The organism is Paenibacillus phytorum, assembly GCF_013141715.1.
Lineage (GTDB): Bacteria > Bacillota > Bacilli > Paenibacillales > NBRC-103111 > Paenibacillus_E > Paenibacillus_E phytorum.
Genome location: NZ_WHOA01000038.1, coordinates 1 through 24,179 on the forward strand (window position 1 = coordinate 1; position 24,179 = coordinate 24,179).

Genomic DNA, 24,179 nt, shown 5'->3' on the forward strand with positions numbered 1-24,179 from the left:
AATTTACAACATTCTGAACTTGCCAAGCAGAAATCAAGGAAATTGTTGTACGTAGTGCAACTTCAGCTTGTTGATAAATTTCAACAGGCTATATTTCCATTTAATTCCCTTAACAAATTACCGCGTTAATATAGGTATTCTATAAAGGCGGCGAACCCCGATGTTATGGTCTATAACAGATGTCCAAAATACCCATGAATTGGTCTGCACTGGAGAACTAGTCCCCGCAGATCATCTTCTGAGATACATACACGCATATAATTATTCCTTCATATGAATTGACATTCGCGCGTCAAGAGCCGTCGGCGAACGATTGGCCCTTGGCGGCGAGGGCATGGCGGATCTGTTCCAGTGCCTTTGGTCCCATACCATGCAGCTTCAAGACCTCGGCCTCGGTGAGCTTGCTAAACTGCTCTAGCCGCAAGTATCCAGCACTAGCAAGTGCTCGATGTGCTGGACTACTTAACTTCGGAAGGTCAGATACCTGCCCGTCGTCAATTTTCATATGATTAGGTTCAATGTTTTTGTTCTTTGGCATATAAAGTTCTCCTTAGTTTTTAGTTGATTTTTCAAGTATCTTTTGCAGCGTAGTGTTAATATTCAACAAAGCCATGAAAATGAATCCAAGCATAATAAAAGTGACTATTTCTTGTGTGAAAATAGATACTACCGCTAATATTACTGCATATATTCCATAAAAATTATTTTTTGAAAATATCAATTCAAACACCCTCCTCTTATAATAAAATCCACGCAACTATTTTACCATAATATGGTTGATGCTAGGAAAGTCGCAGCTTTCCTATAGACTCTTGTCTAATAATCAAAAAAGAGCCGCCGCGGCAGCTCCTTGACAAAAGGGAAAGCCCTCCTGATGGATAACATCAGAGTTCTTTCCCTTTTTGTTTTATTACCGATTCCCTGCAGTATGAAGCTTTTCATTGAATCGCACACTCGCCACGACTGGATAATGGTCCGACGGATAGCGACCGTTGTACATGTTTCTATCGACGTTGATTGAATTCACATGAATTTCGGGAGTAACGAAAATGTAATCTATCGGCTCTCCCGTGTCGCCGCCGTTAAAATCATGCCAGGTGCAGCCTACATGTTCGTCCGCGCCATAAGCGTCACAAAGCCCCGCTTGTGTCAGAATTTCGATTACATCGCTGCTTGGGCCGCAGTTAAAATCACCCATCAACATTGCAGGAATCCCATCTCGACCGTCCATGGTGCGGATTCGTTCTACAATAAGCTGGATGCCGTTCGTTCTAGCTTCCTCACTGATATGATCCAAGTGAGTATTGAACACGTACCACTCCTGTCCGTCTTGCTGCCTCAATCGTACCCAGGTGCATATTCGCGGACAACCAGTGTTCCAGCTCAAGTAACCGAGCTGTTCAGGATATTCCGATAGACCGAAGTTCCCGCTCTCGACTGGCTTCAGCAAACCACGATGATAGAAGATGGCGCAATGCTCGTCTTCGTTCCCTCCCTGACGGCCATCACCGAGCCAGTCGTAATCCGATAACTGCGCCTGCAGATCCTGCAGCATAGCGTGCGTTCCCTCCTGCGTGCAAACAATCGCTGCCCCTGCTTTTTGTATGGCCTCAGCCGCTTCATGGATACGGTTCGGCCATGCATTGTCACCATCCTGTTTGACATTAACCCGCAAGTTAAACGTCATCACGGTTATATCCATTGTTCTCCTCCAATAGTTACAAATAACCTGCCAACTTTTTAAGAATTTGTGCTTGTTCTGTCGTCAATTTCTTGCCGCTTTTGGCGTCCACTTGGTTAAGGAAAGCGTGGAGTATGCCTTCCTTGGCCTTTAGATTCCCTCGCTTCTCTGCTTCCTGCGCATTCAGAAGCTTGCTGTAAAGCCCATTTGCAATCCCCTGATCGTCCGCCATAAATTGACGAATGAGTGCGCACACCCCTGTGCAGCCGATATAGACCGCTTGTTGTACAGTATACGAACGTTCGCCCGAGAATTCAATAACTGGTGCCGTTTTGTCGATCCGAATATCCATCGTTCGAGGATATATTAAAAGCGCTTCCAGCATCCGTAAACAAAACGATTTCCGCCTACTTATATTTTTCTCAGACTTTCCTTCAAAAACAAAAAAAACCTTGTCATATCAAGGTTTTCTGCGTGAGGAGAATGATAAAGAGGTAGAAATTCGTTAAAATGAGGAATCGCGCAGGCTCTTCTGTCAGCCGATCGTGATCTTCCCCTCCGGGTAACGATATGCCTCTTTTTTCGGCAATGGCGACAAGGTATAGGCCAATGTGACGGGACCAAGACGTCCGACAAACATTAAAATGATGATAAACACCTTACCAAATCCCGAGAGCTGCGAGGTTAATCCAATCGACATTCCTGCGGTAGCATACGCCGAAGTAACCTCGAACAAAATACCCAAGAAATGGAAATTCTCAGTGATCGAAAGGATCATTGTCGAAAGTAAGATTAAGATAAAGGAGAGCAAAGTAAATGTAATAGCTTTATAAATCCGATCCTTCGAAATTCTTCGGTGGCATAGTACAATTTCTTCCCTGCCTCGAACCATTGCGTAAACCACTCCGACGAGGATTACGAAGGTAGTGACCTTTATCCCCCCACCGGAAGAACCTGGCGCGGCTCCGATAAACATCATGATAACAATAAAAAACTGCGTAGCTTGCCTCATCGAGGCAATATCGACCGTGTTCACACCCGCTGAACGTGATGACACGGATTGCAGCATCGCGCTGAGCGTTTTGCCTATGGTGGACAACGGCTGCAGTGTGAGGGAATTCGAGTACTCAAACACAAAGATCACCAGTGTGCCTACCAATATCAGAGCCGCGGAGGCACTTAGGACAACCTTGCTGTGCAGCGTTAGTTTTTTATTCTTAGGGTATGTAAGCAAATCAGAGATAACGATAAATCCGATTCCGCCTAAAATGATAAGCAGCATTGAAACGATATTAATGTACGGGTCCTCTACATAATGCATTAGACTTCCTAATCTATTAGGTAAACCGCCAAACAGATCGAACCCCGCGTTGTTGAATATCGAGATGCTATGAAAAATGCCAAAGTATATCGCTTGGCCGGTTGGCATTTCAAATGACCAGCGAAGTGCGAACAACAGCGCGCCTGCTAGTTCAATGTATAGTGCATAGATCAACACCTTGCGAATAAGATGGACTATACCTTCCGTTGAATCGTGGTTCATCGCTTCCTGTAAGATGAGACGTTCCTGAAAAGAAATACGGCGGCGGAGTACGAGTGCAATTAGCGTGGACATCGTCATGAAGCCGAGACCGCCAATTTGGACTAGCAAAATAAGAACAATCTCCCCAAAAGCCGATAAATGTGCTCCTGTATTAATCACGGACAGCCCAGTAACACAAGTAGCGGAAGTCGCCATAAATAAGGCGTCAATAAATGTTAGTCTGCCTACGTCAACATAAGAGATAGGTAGCCATAGTAATACGGCACCGACTAAGATCATCACTACGAATCCGATCGCCATTACTTGAGGCGGACCCCATCGGAATTTTTTATTGGAATAATTTAACATATAAAGGTTCCATTAGCATATGATTGTGCGATTATTGTATAATCTGGAAGGAACAAAGTAAAGACAGCATGAACAAGATGACATGCCCTTAAATAGTTTAATAGAATTTTTGATAATTATTTCTTTTTTTCATCCGAATTATGGTAAGATATCGTACGATAAGTTTAAGAAGGGAGTTCCAACCGTGTCTCGTATTATTCAAGTAGATGAACGCCCCTCCATAGGCGAAAGTATTCCCCTTAGTTTACAGCATTTATTTGCTATGTTTGGCTCCACCGTGCTGGTCCCTATTTTGTTTCATGTCGATCCAGCTACTATTCTGTTGATGAACGGGATAGGCACCTTGCTTTATATTTTCATTACAAAAGGAAAGATCCCCGCTTTTTTGGGGTCAAGCTTCGCCTTCCTCTCTCCTGTTTTCCTCGTCATCGCTTCCAAAGGATATAGTTCAGCGTTAGGCGGGTTTCTGGTTGTCGGTTTGATTTTTACAATCATAGCGTTGTTGATTCGTGTCGTGGGGACACGCTGGATTGACGTCGTATTTCCACCTGCTGCGATGGGAGCGATCGTTTCTGTTATCGGTTTAGAGTTGGTACCTACAGCCGCCACTATGGCAGGACTTATTCCGCCGGCTAATTTAAAAGAAGTCTGGGTTCCTGATCCTATCGTTATATCGGTTTCTATTATTACATTTTTGGTAGGTGTAGTAGGTTCCATTGTCTTTCGTGGACTTTTGAAGGTCATCCCGATTTTGGTAGCCATCGTTGTCGGTTACGTACTTGCAACACTGCTTGGTTTGGTGCATATTAGCGAAACATTAGGAGCTGCTCAGTGGTTCAGACTCCCTACATTTTACAGCCCAACATTCGATCTGGCGAGTATTCTAATCATCGCTCCTGCCGCTTTAGTTGTCATAGCCGAGCATATTGGCCACTTGATTGTTACCGGGAATATGGTAGGCAAAGATTTATCCAAAGACCCTGGACTAAGTAGATCCTTACTCGGAAATGGCATCTCTACGATGCTTTCCTCCTTAGTAGGCTCAACGCCTAATACTACTTACGGTGAAAACATCGGTGTCATGGCGATTAGCCGCGTATATTCGGTGTGGGTTATCGGAGGAGCAGCGATCCTGGCGATTGTGCTCTCCTTTGTCGGGAAAATCTCAGCCTTGATTCAAACCATTCCTACTCCGGTCATGGGCGGTGTTTCCTTGCTGCTGTTCGGTATCATCGCTGCCTCAGGGATCCGCATGCTGGTGGAAACCAAAGTCGATTATTCCAAACCGGTCAATCTGATTCTAACAACCGTTGTTCTTGTTATTGGCCTTAGCGGGGCAACGCTGAAATTGGGACATTTTGAACTAAAAGGTATGGCACTGGCCACCATAGTTGCCATTCTGCTCAGCTTGTTCTTCAAGCTGCTGGAGGTTCTCAAACTTTCTAACGACTAAAGCTCAAATGGTAATAAGAATGGCTATCCCTTTTAAGTCTTAACAGACCCGAGGGACAGCCATTTTTTAATTTTTAAAATATGAGTCTTCGCAATATCTACTTCAACCTCTTAAATACATGGATGGCATCAAAAAAAGGCTCGCTATACCTACCATCCTCCTGAACTGTCCAACAGGTTGCTAGAACAGAATGTGCAAACCCCCACGATAAGATTCTTTTTTTGTCTAAATTCAACTCTTTTACAAATATATCAATACGCTTTTCAATGACATGTGTTGAATCTCCATTAGGCAATTTATTTAATAAATACTGAATGACGTCGTATTCTCTGTCTCCAATCAACCCTTTAGGATCAATCGCTAACCAAGGTTCCCTAGCTGCCATTAAAATATTGTAATGATGTAAATCTCCATGAAGTAAAAATGGTTTATCCGGCATAGCGTTCATTGATCTATAAGTGTCCACTGCTTCTTGTAGTATTTCTTTTGTTATAGGACCTAGACCTTCTGTATTTCTCTTATAAATATTGATTAATTTCTCTTCCATATACCTAGTTGTTGGAATGCTAGATAAGTTAGAAGGTGCAGGAATCCATAATTTCTTCATTACTTGTGAGGCTATATGTGCAGCTTCCTCCTCGTTTTCTAATGAGGCAAGTGTTTGCCCAGGAATTAATCGTTCAAGAATAAGAATCCCTTTTGCGATATCTACATCAATGATTTTAACAATGCCATTCCCATTAAAAAGTGTAAGGGCATCAACTTCAGATACAAATTCATCACCTGGAATGACGAGTTTTACCACAACTTCAGTTCCGTCTTTCCGTACGGCAGGAGCCACAAAATTAAAAGATAAATCAAACGGGGGCATCATTTTCATTTGCCAACGCTTTTCGCAATCGTAAATAAGCATGTCAAAATCTCTCAACCATTCTTCGGCTTTCACCTTATGGACGTCTCTTAATCTTTGAACGAATTGTTTTGGTAAGCTGCTCATTATCTTTGCCCCCACAATAGTCAAATTGTAGTACGATCGATCTCATTATAAGATAAATCGTCCAGATTAGGTACTTATCTAACTATGAGAATGGTTTCATCTAAATATAGGATTTGTTTTTACGTTCATTTTTTATTAAAATAAGTAAATTCGCTAACCATTTTGCAAAGAAGGAACCCATATGCCTTTTCTCAGATTTAAAGGTTTTCAAAAGGATTTCATTGCTTCGATTTCAAGCACCATCATCCAACAATTTTCGAAGTTAACGGGCGTTGTGCAAGAAAAAATAAAAATCGAACTTCTTCTTGTGGAACAATTAAATAACTCTCCTCTATCATTAGAAATATATATGTTCCCAAGAGATCAGGAATTGCATGATAGCATCGTTAAAGAACTCTATACGATTTTAAGTGAGCATGGCTTTGGCGATGTTCATATCTTTTTTATCCTGCTATCCCCTCATTTGTACTATAAAGAAGGACAACCCTTAATCACCAATCATTCAGAACCTTTCTTAATTACATGACTAAATGGAATGAAAAAAGAATAAGAAAAGGCACGCTTTTAGCGTGCCTTTTCTCTATTAAACCTTGACCGATATGTTTCACCGTGGGCTCTTTGCTTTTTAAATTCTAAAATTAGAAATTCTTATTCATCGTTAAACACCATATGTGTTTTTTCCTGTTTATAATAATCTAATCTGTCCTGTAGAGTACCTGTATGAAATTCGAACTTATGACCGTCTGGGTCAGTGAAGTAAATAGACCTCTTATCTTTCTCGCCTCTTGGACGACCTGGAAGGATGTTAACATGTAATTTCTTTAGTTTCTCATACAGATCATCAAAGTCGGCTTCTTCAATTGAAAAAGCAATGTGAGTGTAGGAATGGTTTATTTCATTACGCGGAATATCTTGTTCTACATTCAGGGCAATCCACATGCCATTCAGATCAAAATAGGCCGTACTTCTTCCTTTAACTAACAGCTTAGCATCAAAAGCTTGTTGATAAAACGAAATCGAATTCTCTAAATTAGAAACAGAAAATAATAAATGATTCAAACCTTTAATAGACACCCGATCACCTCGGAATTTATTTATTTTTACTGACCCCAACTAACTCTTTAATCATCTCCGCCAAATACTCAATCCCCCATTCAAGCTCATGAATCTTGGCATAGGCATAGGAAATACGCAAGTAACTTCCCGCATTTCTATCATAAATCGAACCGGGGTTCAGCAAAATCCCTGCCTTCAAAGCACGTTCAAACAGCATCTGCATGGGCACATCCACGGTGAGGCGAACCCAGATGTAGAAACCGCCTGCCGGCACTGACCATGAAGCAATCTCCGTAAAATTGGTCTTCAACAACTGAACAGTTAGATCCCGTCTTCGTTTAAGTTGTTCTCTAACATAGACCAGATGCTCTTGATATAAGCCTCTACCAAGCCATTCGGCTGCTGCCCATTGGGATACCGAACTCGAGCCGTAATCGTTCTGCATTTTGATATCAGCCAATCGATCAATAACCGGTTCTGGGGCAACCACCCAACCAATTCTGAGTCCTGGACTTAAGGTCTTCGACAAACTCCCCAAATAGAGGACTAGTGCATTAGGATCCCTAGACTTTAACGGTAGAGGTGGCGGAGTTTCAAACCAAAGCTCCCTATAGGCATCGTCCTCAATGATTGGGAGTCCCTCATCCGCGCAGATTCTCATCAACTCTTGACGTCTTGGCTCTGACATCAGCTTACTGGTAGGATTGTGGAAAGTAGGAATGGTATAAAGCAGCGAAGCGTTATAGCCTTCTTTGTAACGGCTAATCTGATTCGTCTGAATGCCTTCTTCATCCATGGGTAGGCCAACCAGCTTAATTGCACTAGATTGAAACACATGGACCGAATACAGATAGGATGGCTTTTCCAAAAGGATGGAAGAACCTCGCTGCAGTAGTCCGATGGATATGAGCTGTAACGCTTGGAGCGAGCCAGATACGATAAGGATATTGGAGGGCGAAGTTTGAACGCCAATTCCTTGCAAGTAAGCAGCTATCTGTTCCCGCAAATACTGATTTCCTTTAGGTTCTTCATAGCCCAATGAGAAAGGATTCAATGAACTATTTTCAAAAATCTTCTTCATTTCTTCAGAAGGAAGCAGCTCCGGTGAAAGCTCTCCAGTCCCCAAACGGATAATGCCATCTTGAAATTCCGCACGATTAATATGCTGTATGGCAGGCTGGTTTGGATAATAAGTGCCGGCTTGCACATAAGAGCTCCAGTCAGGGGGAGGCGAAGCAGCTAAAAGGTTCCAAGAGTTATTGATGACTCTAGTCCCCCCTTTGGTGTTCCCCTCCAATAACCCCTCGGCAATCAAATCGCTCAGCGCGGTAACAACCGTACTTCGATTGACGTCAAAGCGTTCAGCCAGCGCACGCTGTGAGGGAATTTTGGTCCCAACCGCCCATTCGCCTAGCGATATTTTATTTTTAATAAAATCTTTAATCTGACTATATAAAGGGGTTTCCGACGATAAGTCCGGTTTCCATTCCATGCTGTGATCCTCTCCTAACTCACTCAAATATAACATTTGGTTGGGTGATACGCCATCCATTTGGAGGGAGACATCCGATTGATTTGCTCTATACTAGTGAAGAATAGTTTTATAGATGGGAGAGATCGATTTGCTCGAAACTGTTTTACATGGGCTTATTTTAGGTTTTGGGCTCATTCTGCCTGTAGGGGTACAAAATGTTTTCGTATTCAACCAAGGTGCCCGTGGGCCCTCTTACCTTAAAGCACTTCCTGTCATCCTCACGGCGTCGGTTTGTGACACGATCCTTATTTTATTGGCAGTCTTAGGCGTTTCTTTCGTCGTATTAACCTTCACTTGGCTTCAAGCAGCGCTCTATGGATTTGGATTCTTTTTCCTGATCTATATGGGGTGGGTACTCTGGAGGAGTAAACCTGGTTCGATGACATCACAACGTGAAAATGAACCAAAAAAACAAATCCTGTTTGCAGCATCCGTGTCATTAATGAATCCCCACGCAATACTGGATACGATTGGAGTTATCGGCACAAATTCCTTACAATATGTTGGCGGAGAAAAATGGGTGTTCATTGTCTGCGTTATTCTAGTTTCCTGGCTCTGGTTCTTCGGTTTAGCGTTCGCAGGACGCCTAGTGGGCAAGCGTGATCCTAAAGGTCAATTCATTACCAAATTAAACAAGGTTTCTGCTTGTATGATATGGGCTGTTGCTGTCTATATGGGCATGCAATTCTTCGCTTAATTTACCTTAATCAATACAACAGAGACCGTCGATTCATTCATCCAATCCACTTCTACATGGAAGTGTCTTTAATCGGATTCCATCGGCGCATATGCTCACTTGAGCTTGCCGGATGAATGGATGAATGAATCCATGAATGAATCCACATTCTCTGCCAACTGATGTTGTAAAAAGTGCAACAATTGCTGCCCAAATCTCGCCTCTCTCCCTTCATTGTTGCATCAAGTACAACAATTGGGCCCGATAAAGGCGATTTTGCAACAATTGGTCTCAAAATGTTGTACGATCTGCAACTTCAAGCTGCAAAATAGCCTTTAGGCGTGCGAATTGTTGTAGATATTACAACAACCGCATTCACAATTTGAGCATGGAAAAGAAAAACCAGCTGCAAGCGCAACTGGTTACCGTTTGACAAGATCTTCGCGAATCGGTGTGAAGACATCTAATAAGGCGGATTCTTCTAATGCTGTAACACCATGCTTGGCGTTACTTGGTATGTATACCGTCTGGCCTTGCTCGATAACGGTCACAACACCATCTATAGTAAACTCAATTTTTCCTTTTAAGCAGTAGGACATTTGTTCATGCACATGGCTGTGTTGGTAACCAATGGCTCCTGGCTCGAAATGAACCTCCATCATCATTAAACCAACCTCAGCTTTTAGAATGCAGCGCTGAACACCTGGCTCGGCTGCTTCCCATACGCCAATATTAGACATCTGACTTACCCCTTTCATAATTAAACGATCTAACGAAACAAGGATAAACGATTCCGTCGTCCTTCAGGGACGAGCGCGTTTGTCAAGGTAGATGCGAAGCAAAAGTATAAAACTTATACTTTCTTATCTACAAATAAAAGGACCGCAAGCGGTCCTTCACTTACTTTTTAATTATATCTGAAAAGCACCTAAATGAACATACTTGAATCCAAACGAACATTAAGTGTTAACAGCTGCGCGATCCTTCCCTTTGTCCGCTTCCCCTGCATTTTTATTCGCAGCTTCACGATCCTGCTGCATTTCTTCCACCGTTTTCACTTTCAAACGAGCTGCACCTTCGTAGCTGCGCGTAGGAACGAGGTTCCCAGCTGCGAGACGTTGTTTCGCTTCGGCAATTGCCGTGCCATATTGTGGCAACCATGCCTCTTGTGCGACCAACATTTCATCGACCATCTGCCATATTTCTTTGGGATTGCAGACGGCTCCTACGAGCGGATCCATCATAAACGCTTGACGAAGCAGCTTATCATCGCCATGCACGGCCGCTTCCACTGCAAGCCGCTGTACGGAAATACTCACATTGCATACCGCTGCTGGTCCAAGCGGCAGGTCCCCAACATACGGCATCGAGATGCCGTTGCGATCTACATAGCCTGGTGCTTCGATAATCGCATCATCAGGCAGATTCGAGATGACACCGTTATTGACTAAATTGAAATGTCCGCGATAGACGCGTCCTGTCTCAAGACCCTCAATAATATAAGAGCCATGTTCTTCACTGCGTTTCTCGGCATCGTAAACAAATGCCTTATCCTTCATCCAGTTCGGAAACTCCGTCTCGAACCAGTTGCGTCCCTCCGTGCAAACGCGCAGATAGCCGCCTGTTTCTCCATTAATCCAGCTGCCCATGTCGATCCAATCTTGGATTTCGCTAGCATGCTTTCGGTACCAAGGCACATACTCGCTCAGATGTCCGTTGGATTCTGTACTATAATAGCCAAAGCGGCGCAGCATGTCGATACGCACTTTCTCCGTACGCGTGAACTCCGGATGGTTCTCGAAGGCTTCAAGCAGACCGCCTGTCAAATCCTGACCGTTGTGACGAATCTGTACATACCACGTTTGATGATTGATGCCTGCGCAAATAATGTCTACTTCTTTTTTCTCCATGCCGTATACTTCCGCGATTTGTTTATGCCCATGCTGAACACCGTGACAGAGACCAATCGTCCGCACACCGCCATACTTGTTGCAAGCCCAAGTCAGCATGGCCATTGGATTCGCATAATTTAACAACAGCACGTCAGGCGCAGCTACTTCCCGAATATCTTGGCAAATGCGAAGCATTTCCGAAATGCCGCGCTGACCATACATAATGCCACCTGCACATAGCGTGTCGCCTACACATTGGTCAACACCGTATTTCAGCGGAATATCCACATCGGTGGCAAAAGCCTCCAAACCTCCCACACGAATCGTACATAAGACATACTTCGCATCTTTCAAAGCTTCTCTACGATCTGTTGTAGCTTGAATCTCTATTTTCAATCCATTTTCTCGAATATCTCTTTGGCACAGTTCGGTAACCATATCTAAATTATGTTGATTGATGTCTGTAAAAGCGACTTGAATATCGTGAAATTCAGATACGGCTAATAAATCTCGAAGTAATCCGCGTGTAAATCCAATACTCCCTGCTCCAATAAAAGCTACCTTAAATGACATTTCTATCGTCCTCTCTATCGTTTAATCTACAATTCACATTGTATCAAGCGCGAAAGAGAAAACGTTATCAAATTCCTAACTTCATGGGAGATGATTTGTCAAAAATCCTAACTTTTTTCCGGATATTCCCACTTTGAAGTATCCATTGATTTACGATATTCCGTAGGGGTTAAGTCTGTATAGTCTTTGAAAAGCATATGAAAATACTGTCGGCTCCCAACCCCGATATAATCGCATATTTCTGAAATCGGCACATCGGTTTCCAGCAGCAGCATTTTGGCTTTTTCCATTCGAATCACGGTTAAATAAGCCATAAGGGTTTGCCCCGTTAACGATTTGAAAATCCGCTGTAAATACCCAGGGTGTAAATTTACGGCTCCAGCAATATCCTTCACTTGAATGTCGCGGTCATAGTTCTGATGCAAATAATCCATGCTCTGTTTCACATACCACTCACTTTGCGCCATGCCGCCGCTTGCTGCTTCTTGCCTAAGACGCGCAATTCGAATGAGCAGTTGAGCGATGAGCAATTGAACCATCGTTTCACTTTTGGCGGCAGCTTTATCCAGTTCAAGCACCAAGCTTTTCATAATGTGGTAAACCTCATCGGGGTCGCGCAGCACCAGATAAGGAGTTTTGACCTCAAGTAAAGAAGCCAACAGCTTGTCTTCTGCTGCCAGTTGATGAATAGATGGAAACACACCTTTTTGCTGGGTAAAGCGGAATTCTACATTTAGCATTCTACAGGGGGCAGCCTCATCAACGATCAATCGATGGGAGACATTTGCGTCCATAATAATGAACTCTCCCTTTTTGAGACTAACACTCTCTGTTTGTGTATTCAGTGTTTGGATTTCAATGTCACAGTAACCTTGTATGGTATACATTATTTCTACCGCATCATGGCGATGAAAGGGCATATTGAAGCCTTGCCATTGTTTAAAATAATACGCCATCACCTGAGGATGGCAGTGATGCTCGGTCAAAAAGGCGGGAAAAAGGCTGCCGCTATTCTGCATGGGAATCTCCTTTCCCCCAAGATGAAGTCCTTATTTCTGAAGGAGTTTTACCTGTTTGCTGCTTCACCAATCGCGCGAAGTGGTAACTGGTTTGGAACCCGCTTCGCTGAGCAATTTCCGATATCGATAAACCCGTATGGGCTAGTAACTCAATTGCACGCAGTACACGATAGTGCCACACATATTTGATCGGCGTCGTTTGCTCGTATTTACGGAAAAGCCGGACCAAATGCTCATCCGAAACTCCCGCATGTGCGGCTATTAGGGGCAGACTCAAGTTTTCTTTAAATGTTTGATGAATGTATGATTTGGCACGTAAAACAGAAGGATGAATGTCTTGCTGCAGCTGCGCCTTGGACAACTCGGTAAGAAACAATTGAATCGCTGTGTGACCGAGACTTCGCATGACAGTCCCTGTATCCGCATGTTCGGATCGGATCGAAAGCATAAGGTCTGTTATTCGGTTCAAGTGTTCAGAGATTGGGAGGCTAAACGGAACCTGCTCCAATGCTTTTAGCTCATCCACTGACAATGGTTGGACGCTTACGGCCACCCATCGATGCCAGCTGTCCTGTTCATCCGCAAATGTAAAATGCTCGATGTGCCCAGGCTTCAGAAGTGCCACATTGCCAGGCTCCAGTCGGAAGAGGACTCCATCAATGGTCACTTCCATAGAACCCGTATGTAATAGAACGAGCTGAATATCTTGTTGGATGCGAGGACCATACCTGCCACCCGGCGGATATACAATCGTACCGACCGTAGCGGAATCGATATGATTAAAACTAAGATGTTCCAACGAATTCGCCATGTGCTTCATCTCCAGAAAAGCTGTGTCATCATTAAGGCAATTGTAACCGCCTGTAGGTAAAAAGAAAATCCCTTCGTATGGAAGGGATTTTGCACCTTAATTATCGTTTAAACAAAACCGGAAAATACTCATTTGCAAAAGCTTGACCGTGATAAGGGCGCGGTCCTAACAGACGGGAATTGTCATGACGCTGCACACCTGCGCGGTAGCTGGTGCCACCCGGCATCAGATGCGCAACGACAGACATACGAGGCTCATTCGTCTTATTTGCACCGGACCCGTGGAACGTAAGAGCGTGATGAAAGCTTGCCTGACCTGCCTTCAGAATGCAGGGCTCTTCAACCCATTCGCGGCCTGCCGCATATTTGTTCCTAAGTTCCTCCATATTCGGATCGAAGAACGTATTGCTATCAGGTATTAGTCCCCACTTGTGAGAGCCGAGAATGGTCATCATCCCGCCGTTGGTTAAATCCGTGTCCTGCAGCGCAATCCATACGGTCACCATATTCGGATTGCTGGAGCATTGCCAGTAGCCGTAATCCTGATGCCAGCCCACGTTGCCGGACTTCGTCTCCTTGTCGCCGACACCTGGCTTATAAATAACTTGATCGTGCCACAGCCGAATTTCATCGGTCTCCAGCAAATCGGCTGTAAGCTCACCGATAAACGGATCCGTGACGGTTTTTCGGATCTCGTCATTGATCCACCATCCATTATCTAGCTTACGGAGTGAATCGGGGTTTGGGTTCGCATGGTAATGGTTCATTGGAAGCCCATCGCCATCGTAATCGCCGGCCCAAACCCGCTCATGCGCACGTCGCAACCGCTCGATTTGATCATCGTCCAGCAGTTTCGGAGATATCCAGTAACCGTCGCGATTGAATGTATCCTTATCCTGAGCCGTAATTTTGTATGTTCTCTCTGCTTGCGAAGTCATCTTAAATTCCTCCTTATACGTCTTGCTTTCATCATACTTAATCCCTGGTTGATTGACGTTCACAGAGCTACAAAGTAGTATGAGAAACATATAAGACAAATGAGAACATCCGAACGTAGAGGAGGTCCCTCCCCATGCCTGCGAAACAAAGTCCACGCTGGACTTACGACATCAATAAGGAAAATCGCATACTAGGAGTTCCGGAGCTGCTCCTTTTCGGGTTCGATGAGATTAGGTCGGCATTGTCCCTTTCCTATCATAAGCATGACGGATACGAATTCGTTTTGGTTGAACGGGGCAAAGCCAGCTGGGAGCTGGGTGGGCACGTTTATGAGACAAAAGCAGGTGACGTGTTTCACACAAGTCCTGGCGAGGTTCATCGCGGGGGCTTCAACGTGATTGAGCCCAGTCGATTCTGGTGGTTCATCGTCACACCACCACATGCGGATGACTGGTTGCGCTTGCCGCAAGACGAGAGTGAATGCTTCAGACATGCACTAGAGGCACTGCCCAGAGTTACTCATACTGGTCTGCAAGCCGTTGACGACATTATACAGTTGCGAAATGCGATAAATTCCAACAGCCCATTACGAACCTCCTCTACCCGCCAAGCGCTGCTAGGGATGCTGCTTCGAATTCTTCAGCCTAGTCAACAAATGGTTTCTCTCGCAGACGATCTATTGCGTCAATTGGATGCACTGATTGGCCGGATCGCGGAAGAGCCGCAATGGCGCCCCGCCATCGAAGAAATGGCTGATTTTGTCCGGATCAGTCCCTCCCACTTCTTCCGCACCTTCCAGGAATACACAGGGCTCCCGCCAATGGTATTTATTGAACGCGCACGAATTAAAAATGCCTGCGGACTGCTTGTTGAAGGCACGGATACGGTAACAAAGATTGCCAATGAATTGGGTTACGCGTCCAGTCAACATTTTGCCACCGTGTTTAAACGCATTACAGGCATGACCCCGATCCAATGGAGAATGAATCAAACTGGCCGGAATGATGCTCAGCGATCTACATCTAAGTGACGTAACGCTGAAACATTCGCATACTTATCCGTGTGGAGGCTGTCCTATAAGTCTTAATTGGAAAAATGAAAACTCATTTTATGATTTTTGCAGTCTGTCTGCTGCTTCCATTGGAAAAATCCAATGGAAGTATGAATTTCGTTCAGAGATACTAATTCGAATTTCCCAGAAGATCAGTAGGCCCTAAGGGGCTGTCGCAAGTAGATTTATCTACTTTTGAGACGACTCCGAGACAGGCTAATCCGCGTTTACCAGCCTAATAGTGTAAAAAAGAGACTTTCGATTTATTATCCAATCTTGTTCTACAAGAAGGTGTCTTAAATCGGAATCCATCGTCTTATAGGCTCACTTGAAGCTGCTGGGTAAATGAATCTCTATTCACGGTTGAACGATGTTGTAGAAAGTGCAACAATTGCTGCTTAAATCTCGCCTCTCTCCCTTCGATGTTGCAGAATGTACAACAATTGGGCCATAATCAGGCCATTTCGCAAGAAATGGGTTCAAAATGTTGTACAAACTGCAACTTCAACATGCAAAATAGCCTTTAGGCGTATAAATTGTTGCAGAAAATACAACACTGGTTACCACGAAAGCTCAATCCACCCTCACAAAGCTGCTGAACGACTCAAAATCGAATTTTCGAGTTATGCCTACCATTTATGAGGAGGAATAATGATCGAATCGACAGCCTCAAAAATACAACATTATTACCCTAAAGCAGCTCTATAGCCCTAACCCCAAAATGAAAAAAAGGACCTTGGCATCTACACATGTAGACAACAAGGTCCTTTTTCAGCGCTCTCCCATCCTCGGGAGAAGCTTTTCAGTTCCTAATCCTGATCATCAGGATCACTGGTCGAGAACACCTTTTTCACATTATCCATGATTTCCTCAACAGCCTCACTCAGCATATCTGTTGGTGTTGTAGCCTCTTCCTCAGGTAGAGTGGGAATCGTGTCGTTACATACGTGATCGAAATAATGATTTTTATCCATGTGATAACCTCCTAAGTGTAAAACAGTCTCGTTTGTTTGTTGTTTACTTATTGCTCAGACTTTATCCACCCTAACTGAAACTTTTGAAACATAGGTCCAAAAACCCTTGCCTAAACCCTGTTAATGGAGTAAATTAAACCTATATGAACACATATCAACATAAATAAACCAATTTTGAGGAGAGATTAACCAATGGATATCCGCTACGCATCACACCCGAATGAAGTTAAACAATTTGACACTGAACGCCTGCAAGCTGAGTTTCAAATTAATTCTTTGTTCTCACCTAATGAAATTAAATTAGTGTACTCCCACGTTGACCGTTTCATCATTGGTGGCGTGCTTCCTATTACAGGCGCACTTCAACTGCAAGCTGATAAGAAAGAAATGGCTGCTGATTATTTCTTAGAGCGCCGCGAGATCGGTATTATTAATGTTGGCGGCAGAGGCACGATCACCGTTGATGGAACGGTTTACAACATGGATTCCAAAGATTGCATTTATATTGGTCTTGGCGCGAAGGATATTACGTTTGCTAGTGATAACGCTGCTGAGCCATCGAAATTTTACTTTAATTCAACGCCAGCTCACCAAACATATCCAACGGTGAAAGTCGCCATCAGCGAAGCTACGCCTACTCACTTAGGCAGCATCAATACATCCAATGAGCGCACGATTTACAAATACATCCACACTGGCGGCGTAAAAAGCTGTCAATTAGTTATGGGTATGACACTTCTGAAGCCAGGCAACATGTGGAACACAATGCCTTCTCATACACACAATCGTCGTTCCGAAGTTTACTTCTACTTTGACATGCCGGAAGATGCAGTTGTGTTCCACATGATGGGCGAACCGCAGCAAACACGTCACGTAGTTATGCGCAATGAGCAAGCTGTCATCTCCCCAAGCTGGTCCATTCATAGCGGTGTAGGCACGAACAATTACACCTTCATTTGGGGCATGGCTGGCGAAAATCAAATGTTTGATGATATGGACGCCGTGGCCATGAAAGATTTAAAATAGTCGGTAACCTCTATTTAGAAACGGATGACAACCGATGAACCCATTACGCAGATATGAAACCATCATGGAAATACTCCTGGAACAGAAAGAAGTAACCGTTAACGAGCTTAGTGAACGGCTGGACGTTACAGGTAAAACGATTCGCGAAGATTTGGCTAAACTCGAAGAAAAAGGGCTGCTTGTCCGCATTCATGGCGGCGCGGTACTCGCTCAAAGTGATCAGCTTGGCATACTTTCAACGAAAGAGCCGATCATAAAGCATGCCGATCAGAAAACCGAAATCGCAACGATTGCTCTTCGATACATTCAACCAAGAGATATTATTGCCCTCGATGGCGGCAGTACAACACTTGAAATTGCTAGGCGGCTGGAGAATCAGCCGCTTACTGTTGTAACGAACGATTTATTTATTATCTCTGAGCTCTTGCATAAAGAAGAAATACGCTTGGTTGTTCCAGGCGGCTACCGTCTGCGTAACATGCTCGCAGGTCCTGAAGCCGTGGAGTATGTGAGCAAGCTCAACATTCAGAAATCGTTCATTTCTGCCACTGGCGTTCATTTACAGCACGGCTTTACCATCTACACGAGTGATCATGCCGATTATAAACGTGCTTTGATTAGATCCAGCGCAACGGTTTACGGCGTTGCCGATCATTACAAATTCGGCCAGTGTGCCTTACGAACTTTCGCTTCGTTGTCCGAGGTGGCTATGATTCTAACAGACAGTGCTCTACCTGCTGATATTGCCAAGCAGTACCGTGATGCTGGCATCCAGATCGTAACTCAATAGTGAAAAGGAGTATCCTTCATGACACTTTTTAATTTAACAGGCAAAACAGCCTTCGTAACCGGCGCTTCCAGCGGTCTTGGTCAAGCGATGGCCATTGGACTTGCTGAAGCAGGCGCAAACGTCATTGCTGTATCCTCTTCCGAAAGCGTTCAAACGGTAGAAGCCATCCGAGCATTGGGCGGCAAAGCCGAGCTGATCGCAGCTGATCTTAGCAACGAAGACATCCTTGAGGATGTTGTAAACAAAGCCATCGGCATCTACGAGGGCATCGATATTCTCGTGAATAATGCCGGAATCATCCGACGTACGCCAGCTGTTGACCATGCACGTCAAGATTGGCACGATGTCATTGATCTGAACTTGAACTCTGCGTTCTTCTTGTGCCAGCTGATTGGCCGTCACATGATTGAGCGAGGCAGCGGCAAGATCGTGAACATCGCTTCCATGCTGACGTACCAAGGAGGCATTAATGTTCCTGGCTACACAGCGAGTAAACATGCTATTGCTGGTGTTACCAAAGCATTAGCGAACGAGTGGGCCGGGAAAGGTATCCAGATCAATGCTATCGCTCCTGGTTACATGACGACCAATAATACAGCTCCTATCCTCAAAGATGAGAAACGCACACAATCCATTACAGATCGGATTCCGGCAAGCCGTTGGGGCTCACCAGAGGATTTGAAAGGTCCAGTTGTGTTCTTGTCATCGAATGCATCGGATTATATGAACGGACACGTACTATGCGTGGACGGTGGATGGATGGCTAGATAGATGGGAATCGGTACATTAGCCCATGCCGTTGGACATCTTCCATTGAAGCAATTAACAGAGAAGCTAAGCGGACGAGGCATTGACTTCGTTCAACTGGCACTCAGCAAAGCAATCAGTGATTTTGACACCAGCCTCGGCAGGCTCAGCCCTGCTCTGGCCAACCACATTGGTGAGCAATTCCACCGTGCTGGTATTCGGATTGGCGTGCTTGGCTGTTATATCAACCCGATTCATCCTGATCCGCAGCAGCGGCGTCATGAAATCAACCGGTTCAAAGAGCATCTGCGTTTCGCTAGAGATTTCGGCACTTCTATCGTTGCGACGGAAACAGCTGACTTAACGACGTACCTCTCGCAGGATTCCGAGCGTTATGAGGCTATTGGTTGGGAGACCCTCAAGCAAACAATTGAAGAATTGGCAGAGGAAGCGGAACGTTGGGGTGTCTTCATCGGACTCGAACCCGTATTCACTCACACATTATCTAGCTGCGATAAAATGGTCCGGATTTTGGATGAGGTTCCATCCAGTAATTTGGGGGTTGTGTTTGATCCAGTGAATCTATTGCCACCCGCTGCTGTTGAATCGCAAGAAGTTTTTCTGGATCAGGCCTTTGCTGCTTTCGGTGACCGGATTGTCCTCGCCCATCTTAAGGATGTTGTTATTCAGAATGACAAGCGGAAAGAAGTACGATCTGGTAAGGGTATTTTCCAAACGAAATCGTTTTTGGAAAAGCTGCATCGGGTAAAACCGGGGATCGACATTTCTTTAGAACAGCTTGCGGATGAGACGATTGACGAAACCGTTCAATATGTAAGAAGCCTTTTAAGTTAATACATAGGCCCCGTTCTCTCTTTGATTGGAGGGACTGGGGCCTTTCTATATGAACTGCCGCCTATTTCTTAATATCAGGCTCTGTCATGACTTCGTACGCGTTACCCAAATAAGACTGCAGCGCCTTTAACGCCGCAACCCCCACCGCAATGTCATCCTCTCCATTCCCTCCACTTACACCAACTCCGCCAATGACACTCCCGTTCACCACAATCGGAAGCCCCCCGACGAAAATAGCAAATTTACCAGGCATCATCGCATGAATACCAAATGCCTCACCATGGATAGTCGCTGGACCACCAGGCTGATTGAACAAATGCGTAGAACGCCTGTGACCGCTAGCTGTAAACGCCTTAGCTATTGCGATTTCTGGGCTCGTATTGCGAGCACCATTCATTCTTTCTAACGCAATTAGATACCCGCCATCGTCTACGATACATATCGTTTCGGCTGCATTCGATTCTATTGCCGCTTGTATGCCTGCTGCGATCATGACCCTCGCTTCCTCTACTTCAAGCTTAAAAACTGATTTCATAAGTCATTCCCTCCCTGCTTATCGGCCATTATGAAGTGCGCAACAAACGCCTCTTCCATTCATATGGGGACGTGAAAGGTTTAAGTCATGGTCATCACTTGAAAAAAGATATTGAATTTCGGTGCGAGCAATTGTAAGATTATAGAAATAAAACCGATGTGTGACTGGCGTAAACATGGATAACCATGAGGGAGCACATCGCAAACAGCCGTACGCCTGGGCAAAGTATTTGATCCTTAGTCAAATGCTTTTTTGTGCTTTTATGACAACTGAAAGGTCAGGTGGCTGTTTATGAAAATGGCATTTGTACTATTCGATGGAATGACCACGTTAGACTTCGCTGGCTTCTTTGAAGCTATCACATGGATGGGCATTTTGGGGGCTAAAGAGAACGTCACTTGGGATTTCTGCTCCAATAAGGAGGAAATTACGGACGACCGAGGCTTAATCGTTAAGATAAAACATGTCTATCCAATCTATCGGTTTATGATCTCCTGTTTGTACCTGGCGGATTTGCAACGAGAAGCCTTAGATTCGACTCTGCCTTCATCACTTGGCTCCAAACCTCAGGTAATGTGAAATACAAAGTTTCTGTGTGTACAGGTGCGTTGTTACTAGGGACTACCCTTACTATCAAGCGGGTCAGATTTCTGATGTGAATTGGGAGTAATAAATAGGTTGGGAAGTGATAATGGATTCCTGGTCTTTTGTCTTGTTGTACAGCGTACAACAATTTCCATCATTTCTTCTGGACAAGGGTGAAGATGTTGTATTTTTTGCAACAATATAGCCTTCGTTCCTGCTAAAATGCTACTTTCGGCTAGAATTGTTGTATTTTTTGCAACAATCGCGATAATAAGGTGGATTCGTTAGCGTAATGTTGTATAAAGTGCAACAACACTATACGAATGAGCGTGTAAGCAAGCAAATGTTTGAAAATATACGTCTGAGCGCATTATGCATGTATCATGTATCCATAATCTCATTCGAGCCAGTACGAATCTCCCCTTCTTAACAATGGCTAAGTTCCGCTTCTCCCTGACCCTCAAAATAAATAAGCCTACCCAACACTGATAAAGTGACTGGATAGGCTTATCTGCCTTATTTATTAGGTTGTTCACGGTTAACGCGAACGGGTCTCTCGACCCAATTCTCACGATTCATACGTTGAACCTGATTAATCGGGTTCTTGAGATCGATAATCTCAACTGGTTTACCTTCTGCTTGCATGGTGGCTGCTAGCTTTTCCTTATACCCCGTTCCAGGCACTGGTCCGCCACCTCCGTTGCGTTTACCCTTGTTCCAAACTCTGCCTTTACTCATTTCACCACTCCATTTTTGTTTTAAGTGTAAAGGCATAAGAAGAAAAACGCAAACTTTTACTTCCAATCCATTCAACTATCTTTCAAAGCGGAGTACCAACTCCTAGTTCAGTCACTTCAAAGGCCCCATGCTTCGTATGTTTACCTTAACGGAAATATGAATGTCAGCCTTTGATAGCGCTTCTCCCCAATGATCTTCTACTTTCTTATATTGTCTATATTCATGTGCACGTGCGTTGAGACCAAGCCCGATAGGGTCAATTTGCTGCTCCTGTATCTTCTTAATGAGGTTCACGAATTTCTTTTGCACCTGTTTAGAAATCGAGTTCTCTAATTCTTTTCCATTCTTTCGCACATCAAAAGGGAATGAAAGTTCGGTGAGATCTACGGGCATTTTAATGTTGATATCAAACCGAAACTTGTTTTGTTGGTACGAGGTTTTTACCTTCGTATTCATACTTTGTACCAGTATACTTACATGATCTGTATGGATGGGACCACTCTTTTCATGCCCAGGAATCGTAAGAGTTAAGTTAACAGGTTGCTTGGCGTTTTTATTCAATATTTGAAGTAAAATGGTGTCCTCTGTGTCCAGAGAAGTTTTAAATTTCCCTTTATGATCCAGCAGCATTGCGCCAGTCAGCATGATTCGTTTGGCCTTGTCCAACTGAATTTCAGAGATACAGGGCGTTACTCCTTTCTCAACCATTTGCCAATGCAGATTCTGCAGTGTTGTTTGTACCGTTTCGGATTTAGCACTCTTCGTATCAATCATCCCCCGAAGCATTAAGGGTAAAATGGGTTGATCTTTCGGATTTAAGTACATAATGTCGGAAATAGGTCCATTAACAGCGATGATTCTTGGTGTTAATGGATTTTTCATATCGCGAAAGAAGACATCAAGCATCTGGAACCAATCTTCGTGCTCGAGGATGCGCTTTCCGATAAGCATGACCTGAACCTTTCTACCTGTAATTACACCTGGTGCTTGTTCATCCTGTTTTCCCCTTGCTTGTCGAATCGTTTGCGACTTTACTTTGAGTACTAGATTTTCATTCTTAATACCTCTGCCGTACACGGGATTATGCAAATAAAAAAGTAAGTTGTCTTCATTATCTAAATCCACCCCTAAGGCAAGATTGTTTGTAGAATTTTCCAAATCCAACCGATCTCTGCATCCAGGGACGAAAGAAACAAGCAAGAAGATGAATATAACATTCAGCATCCGCTTGTTCATAAGTGCTTCCTCCACCTAAATCGATCATGTACACTTACATATAAAAGTAAACAAACAGGGGCTATGTACTCAACACCCAAACCGATCTGACCAAGTAAAGTATTCATCTTTTCACTCTGAAAAACAGTAGGCATAAAGAAAAACGTGCCTACGGCAATGAACACCCATAGCAGCCGTAAATGATTACGGTGGTCTTGCTTTCCGATTAGCCAAGTTGTACAAAAAACACTCATGTACATCGTAGGTATCCAAGACAATGAAAAGATAAGAAGATAAAACGCAATAAATATTACTTCGATCCTTGATATAAATGTAAACTCGATCGTTTTCAATACATTGATCGTAGGTTCGTTGTATTCCATAATTTCATCTGAGTTGAAGTAGGCGAAACAGATAATGGTAATGAATAAATACATAAGCATTGTTAGTGTATACGAGATAACAAGACCGATGGAGGCCATCCGTTTATTTTTGAGAAACGGATACAAGATAAACGTGGTTGAGAATCCGATATGATAATAAAAAGTGCTCGGTACCGCCGCGAATACAGGCTCCCATCCCTCCTTAAGTACAGGAAACAGCCTCAGCCAATGGGCATCCTTAAGCGGAAGTAAATACACAATAGGAATCCATAAAGATAGAAGCATAACCAATTCCACATATCTGCCCAAAATGCGAAGTCCGTTTCGCACAATGACATAAGTGGGAATGAGCAGCAGAATCATAATGATATAAGCAGGAGTCTGCTGCAAAAGATATTGTTTAATAATCAATACGGTATATACAAGCCCTGTGTATCCGTAGTAACAGAGATAAAGGGCAAATAGGATGGCCACAACTTTGCCTGCCCCTTTACCCAAATACACCGTCACTAAATCCAGCAAAGTCCCGTCAGGATACCTTTTCATCACTTGTACGACGATTAAACTCGCTGCCATGGAAATAACCCAAACGATGATAAGAGCAATCCAGCCAGCCGTACCTGCTTGTTCGGATAATACGCGCGGCAGCGACAAAAAACCGATGCTCAATACCATACCAAAGTTGAGAAAGATATACTGCATGAAGGTGATTTCATTCAAGCCATATTTTTTCACTTGCTGTCCCCCTCCGAGTTAGAC

26 protein-coding genes and 1 riboswitch are annotated in these 24,179 nt (G+C 44.0%); of the genes, 9 read left to right on the forward strand and 17 right to left on the reverse strand.

The window, feature by feature from the left end; genetic code table 11:
- Positions 1–292: 292 nt before the first annotated feature.
- The 4 genes from GC098_RS06300 to GC098_RS06315 all read right to left on the reverse strand — a co-directional run bounded on the left by GC098_RS06300 (position 293) and on the right by GC098_RS06315 (position 3,524).
- Entirely contained in the window at positions 293–538 is a 246-nt protein-coding gene (locus GC098_RS06300; RefSeq protein ID WP_246358454.1) for a helix-hairpin-helix domain-containing protein, read from the reverse strand.
- A 372-nt stretch (positions 539–910) separates the two neighbouring features.
- Positions 911–1,702: an endonuclease/exonuclease/phosphatase family protein gene (locus GC098_RS06305; RefSeq protein ID WP_171642022.1), complete on the reverse strand. Its 792-nt coding sequence runs from the start codon at positions 1,700–1,702 to the stop codon at positions 911–913.
- A gap of 16 nt (positions 1,703–1,718) precedes the next feature.
- The gene (locus tag GC098_RS06310; protein WP_171642024.1) at positions 1,719–2,066 is read right to left on the reverse strand and encodes a hypothetical protein; all 348 of its coding nucleotides are present in this window, start codon (positions 2,064–2,066) and stop codon (positions 1,719–1,721) included.
- 150 nt (positions 2,067–2,216) lie between these two features.
- Positions 2,217–3,524: a TrkH family potassium uptake protein gene (locus GC098_RS06315; RefSeq protein ID WP_246358455.1), complete on the reverse strand. Its 1,308-nt coding sequence runs from the start codon at positions 3,522–3,524 to the stop codon at positions 2,217–2,219.
- 232 nt (positions 3,525–3,756) lie between these two features.
- On the opposite strand from GC098_RS06315, the gene uraA reads away from it, so the two are divergent.
- The gene (uraA, locus tag GC098_RS06320) at positions 3,757–5,025 is read left to right on the forward strand and encodes a uracil permease (protein ID WP_312879998.1); all 1,269 of its coding nucleotides are present in this window, start codon (positions 3,757–3,759) and stop codon (positions 5,023–5,025) included.
- 97 nt (positions 5,026–5,122) lie between these two features.
- Here the strand turns inward: uraA and GC098_RS06325 are convergent, their stop codons facing one another.
- Entirely contained in the window at positions 5,123–6,022 is a 900-nt protein-coding gene (locus GC098_RS06325; protein WP_171642030.1) for an aminoglycoside phosphotransferase family protein, read from the reverse strand.
- A 181-nt stretch (positions 6,023–6,203) separates the two neighbouring features.
- Here GC098_RS06325 and GC098_RS06330 point away from each other — a divergent pair, with 181 nt between their 5' ends.
- Positions 6,204–6,548 (forward strand): DUF1904 family protein, encoded by a 345-nt coding sequence (locus tag GC098_RS06330; protein WP_171642032.1) that lies wholly within the window; start codon positions 6,204–6,206, stop codon positions 6,546–6,548.
- Between the two features lie 122 nt (positions 6,549–6,670).
- Here GC098_RS06330 and fosM read toward each other — a convergent pair whose 3' ends face one another.
- Together fosM and GC098_RS06340 are read right to left on the reverse strand one after the other, a co-directional pair.
- Complete coding sequence (gene fosM / locus GC098_RS06335) at positions 6,671–7,096, reverse strand: FosM family fosfomycin resistance protein (RefSeq protein ID WP_171642034.1); 426 nt, start codon at positions 7,094–7,096, stop codon at positions 6,671–6,673.
- 16 nt (positions 7,097–7,112) lie between these two features.
- Positions 7,113–8,570, reverse strand: a complete 1,458-nt coding sequence (locus tag GC098_RS06340; protein WP_171642036.1) for an aminotransferase-like domain-containing protein — start codon at positions 8,568–8,570, stop codon at positions 7,113–7,115.
- A 130-nt stretch (positions 8,571–8,700) separates the two neighbouring features.
- On the opposite strand from GC098_RS06340, the gene GC098_RS06345 reads away from it, so the two are divergent.
- Positions 8,701–9,309: a LysE/ArgO family amino acid transporter gene (locus GC098_RS06345; RefSeq protein ID WP_171642080.1), complete on the forward strand. Its 609-nt coding sequence runs from the start codon at positions 8,701–8,703 to the stop codon at positions 9,307–9,309.
- Positions 9,310–9,710: 401 nt separating this feature from the next.
- On the opposite strand, the gene GC098_RS06350 is transcribed toward GC098_RS06345, so the two are convergent.
- The 5 genes from GC098_RS06350 to GC098_RS06370 all read right to left on the reverse strand — a co-directional run bounded on the left by GC098_RS06350 (position 9,711) and on the right by GC098_RS06370 (position 14,520).
- The gene (locus GC098_RS06350) at positions 9,711–10,028 is read right to left on the reverse strand and encodes a cupin domain-containing protein (protein WP_171642082.1); all 318 of its coding nucleotides are present in this window, start codon (positions 10,026–10,028) and stop codon (positions 9,711–9,713) included.
- Between the two features lie 219 nt (positions 10,029–10,247).
- Entirely contained in the window at positions 10,248–11,753 is a 1,506-nt protein-coding gene (locus GC098_RS06355) for an alpha-glucosidase/alpha-galactosidase (protein WP_171642038.1), read from the reverse strand.
- A 107-nt stretch (positions 11,754–11,860) separates the two neighbouring features.
- Positions 11,861–12,772 (reverse strand): AraC family transcriptional regulator, encoded by a 912-nt coding sequence (locus GC098_RS06360; RefSeq protein WP_171642040.1) that lies wholly within the window; start codon positions 12,770–12,772, stop codon positions 11,861–11,863.
- Positions 12,762–13,583: an AraC family transcriptional regulator gene (locus GC098_RS06365; RefSeq protein ID WP_171642042.1), complete on the reverse strand. Its 822-nt coding sequence runs from the start codon at positions 13,581–13,583 to the stop codon at positions 12,762–12,764. Before GC098_RS06365 ends, GC098_RS06360 begins: the two co-directional genes overlap by 11 nt.
- Before the next feature lie 100 nt (positions 13,584–13,683).
- Positions 13,684–14,520 carry a phytanoyl-CoA dioxygenase family protein gene (locus GC098_RS06370; RefSeq protein ID WP_171642044.1) on the reverse strand — a complete coding sequence of 279 codons (837 nt, stop codon included), beginning with the start codon at positions 14,518–14,520 and terminating at the stop codon, positions 13,684–13,686.
- A 134-nt stretch (positions 14,521–14,654) separates the two neighbouring features.
- Between GC098_RS06370 and GC098_RS06375 the strand changes: the two genes are divergently transcribed.
- On the forward strand, positions 14,655–15,551 hold the full coding sequence (locus tag GC098_RS06375; protein WP_171642046.1) for a helix-turn-helix domain-containing protein: 897 nt from the start codon (positions 14,655–14,657) through the stop codon (positions 15,549–15,551).
- A gap of 830 nt (positions 15,552–16,381) precedes the next feature.
- Here the strand turns inward: GC098_RS06375 and GC098_RS06380 are convergent.
- Positions 16,382–16,546 carry a hypothetical protein gene (locus GC098_RS06380; RefSeq protein ID WP_171642048.1) on the reverse strand — a complete coding sequence of 55 codons (165 nt, stop codon included), beginning with the start codon at positions 16,544–16,546 and terminating at the stop codon, positions 16,382–16,384.
- Positions 16,547–16,738: 192 nt separating this feature from the next.
- On the opposite strand from GC098_RS06380, the gene kduI reads away from it, so the two are divergent.
- Genes kduI through GC098_RS06400 form a run of 4 tightly spaced genes read left to right on the forward strand, consistent with a single transcriptional unit; the run spans position 16,739 to position 19,964 of the window.
- A complete protein-coding gene (gene kduI, locus GC098_RS06385; RefSeq protein WP_171642051.1) occupies positions 16,739–17,572 on the forward strand; it encodes a 5-dehydro-4-deoxy-D-glucuronate isomerase in 834 nt (277 codons plus the stop codon).
- A gap of 34 nt (positions 17,573–17,606) precedes the next feature.
- Positions 17,607–18,362 (forward strand): DeoR/GlpR family DNA-binding transcription regulator, encoded by a 756-nt coding sequence (locus GC098_RS06390; RefSeq protein WP_171642052.1) that lies wholly within the window; start codon positions 17,607–17,609, stop codon positions 18,360–18,362.
- 18 nt (positions 18,363–18,380) lie between these two features.
- Positions 18,381–19,133: a 2-dehydro-3-deoxy-D-gluconate 5-dehydrogenase KduD gene (gene kduD, locus GC098_RS06395; protein WP_171642054.1), complete on the forward strand. Its 753-nt coding sequence runs from the start codon at positions 18,381–18,383 to the stop codon at positions 19,131–19,133.
- Entirely contained in the window at positions 19,134–19,964 is an 831-nt protein-coding gene (locus GC098_RS06400; protein WP_171642055.1) for a sugar phosphate isomerase/epimerase family protein, read from the forward strand.
- A 61-nt stretch (positions 19,965–20,025) separates the two neighbouring features.
- Here the strand turns inward: GC098_RS06400 and GC098_RS06405 are convergent, their stop codons facing one another.
- Positions 20,026–20,499, reverse strand: a complete 474-nt coding sequence (locus GC098_RS06405; protein ID WP_171642057.1) for a GlcG/HbpS family heme-binding protein — start codon at positions 20,497–20,499, stop codon at positions 20,026–20,028.
- Positions 20,500–20,649: 150 nt separating this feature from the next.
- Positions 20,650–20,728, forward strand: a riboswitch (ZMP/ZTP riboswitch).
- A 62-nt stretch (positions 20,729–20,790) separates the two neighbouring features.
- Between GC098_RS06405 and GC098_RS06410 the strand changes: the two genes are divergently transcribed.
- Positions 20,791–21,078: a hypothetical protein gene (locus GC098_RS06410; RefSeq protein WP_216625176.1), complete on the forward strand. Its 288-nt coding sequence runs from the start codon at positions 20,791–20,793 to the stop codon at positions 21,076–21,078.
- Between the two features lie 522 nt (positions 21,079–21,600).
- On the opposite strand, the gene GC098_RS06415 is transcribed toward GC098_RS06410, so the two are convergent.
- The 3 genes from GC098_RS06415 to GC098_RS06425 form a co-directional block, all read right to left on the reverse strand.
- Entirely contained in the window at positions 21,601–21,822 is a 222-nt protein-coding gene (locus GC098_RS06415; protein WP_171642059.1) for a hypothetical protein, read from the reverse strand.
- Between the two features lie 111 nt (positions 21,823–21,933).
- A complete protein-coding gene (locus GC098_RS06420; RefSeq protein WP_171642061.1) occupies positions 21,934–23,058 on the reverse strand; it encodes a Ger(x)C family spore germination protein in 1,125 nt (374 codons plus the stop codon).
- Positions 23,055–24,155 (reverse strand): GerAB/ArcD/ProY family transporter, encoded by a 1,101-nt coding sequence (locus tag GC098_RS06425; RefSeq protein ID WP_171642063.1) that lies wholly within the window; start codon positions 24,153–24,155, stop codon positions 23,055–23,057. Before GC098_RS06425 ends, GC098_RS06420 begins: the two co-directional genes overlap by 4 nt.
- Positions 24,156–24,179: the final 24 nt, after the last annotated feature.

Excerpts from the sequence above, each read along its gene's own strand:
- kduD (WP_171642054.1), top strand. The coding sequence starts at position 18,381 with ATGACACTTTTTAATTTAACAGGCAAAACAGCCTTCGTAACCGGCGCT.
- GC098_RS06410 (WP_216625176.1), top strand. The coding sequence starts at position 20,791 with ATGAAAATGGCATTTGTACTATTCGATGGAATGACCACGTTAGACTTC.
- GC098_RS06310 (WP_171642024.1), bottom strand. The coding sequence starts at position 2,066 with ATGCTGGAAGCGCTTTTAATATATCCTCGAACGATGGATATTCGGATC.
- GC098_RS06370 (WP_171642044.1), bottom strand. The coding sequence starts at position 14,520 with ATGACTTCGCAAGCAGAGAGAACATACAAAATTACGGCTCAGGATAAG.
- GC098_RS06330 (WP_171642032.1), top strand. The coding sequence starts at position 6,204 with ATGCCTTTTCTCAGATTTAAAGGTTTTCAAAAGGATTTCATTGCTTCG.
- kduI (WP_171642051.1), top strand. The coding sequence starts at position 16,739 with ATGGATATCCGCTACGCATCACACCCGAATGAAGTTAAACAATTTGAC.
- GC098_RS06365 (WP_171642042.1), bottom strand. The coding sequence starts at position 13,583 with ATGGCGAATTCGTTGGAACATCTTAGTTTTAATCATATCGATTCCGCT.
- GC098_RS06340 (WP_171642036.1), bottom strand. The coding sequence starts at position 8,570 with ATGGAATGGAAACCGGACTTATCGTCGGAAACCCCTTTATATAGTCAG.
- GC098_RS06325 (WP_171642030.1), bottom strand. The coding sequence starts at position 6,022 with ATGAGCAGCTTACCAAAACAATTCGTTCAAAGATTAAGAGACGTCCAT.
- GC098_RS06350 (WP_171642082.1), bottom strand. The coding sequence starts at position 10,028 with ATGTCTAATATTGGCGTATGGGAAGCAGCCGAGCCAGGTGTTCAGCGC.
- GC098_RS06305 (WP_171642022.1), bottom strand. The coding sequence starts at position 1,702 with ATGGATATAACCGTGATGACGTTTAACTTGCGGGTTAATGTCAAACAG.
- GC098_RS06415 (WP_171642059.1), bottom strand. The coding sequence starts at position 21,822 with ATGAGTAAAGGCAGAGTTTGGAACAAGGGTAAACGCAACGGAGGTGGC.
- GC098_RS06420 (WP_171642061.1), bottom strand. The coding sequence starts at position 23,058 with ATGAACAAGCGGATGCTGAATGTTATATTCATCTTCTTGCTTGTTTCT.
- GC098_RS06300 (WP_246358454.1), bottom strand. The coding sequence starts at position 538 with ATGCCAAAGAACAAAAACATTGAACCTAATCATATGAAAATTGACGAC.
- GC098_RS06355 (WP_171642038.1), bottom strand. The coding sequence starts at position 11,753 with ATGTCATTTAAGGTAGCTTTTATTGGAGCAGGGAGTATTGGATTTACA.
- GC098_RS06405 (WP_171642057.1), bottom strand. The coding sequence starts at position 20,499 with ATGAAATCAGTTTTTAAGCTTGAAGTAGAGGAAGCGAGGGTCATGATC.
- GC098_RS06390 (WP_171642052.1), top strand. The coding sequence starts at position 17,607 with ATGAACCCATTACGCAGATATGAAACCATCATGGAAATACTCCTGGAA.
- GC098_RS06380 (WP_171642048.1), bottom strand. The coding sequence starts at position 16,546 with ATGGATAAAAATCATTATTTCGATCACGTATGTAACGACACGATTCCC.
- GC098_RS06360 (WP_171642040.1), bottom strand. The coding sequence starts at position 12,772 with ATGCAGAATAGCGGCAGCCTTTTTCCCGCCTTTTTGACCGAGCATCAC.
- GC098_RS06375 (WP_171642046.1), top strand. The coding sequence starts at position 14,655 with ATGCCTGCGAAACAAAGTCCACGCTGGACTTACGACATCAATAAGGAA.
- GC098_RS06400 (WP_171642055.1), top strand. The coding sequence starts at position 19,134 with ATGGGAATCGGTACATTAGCCCATGCCGTTGGACATCTTCCATTGAAG.
- GC098_RS06315 (WP_246358455.1), bottom strand. The coding sequence starts at position 3,524 with ATGGCGATCGGATTCGTAGTGATGATCTTAGTCGGTGCCGTATTACTA.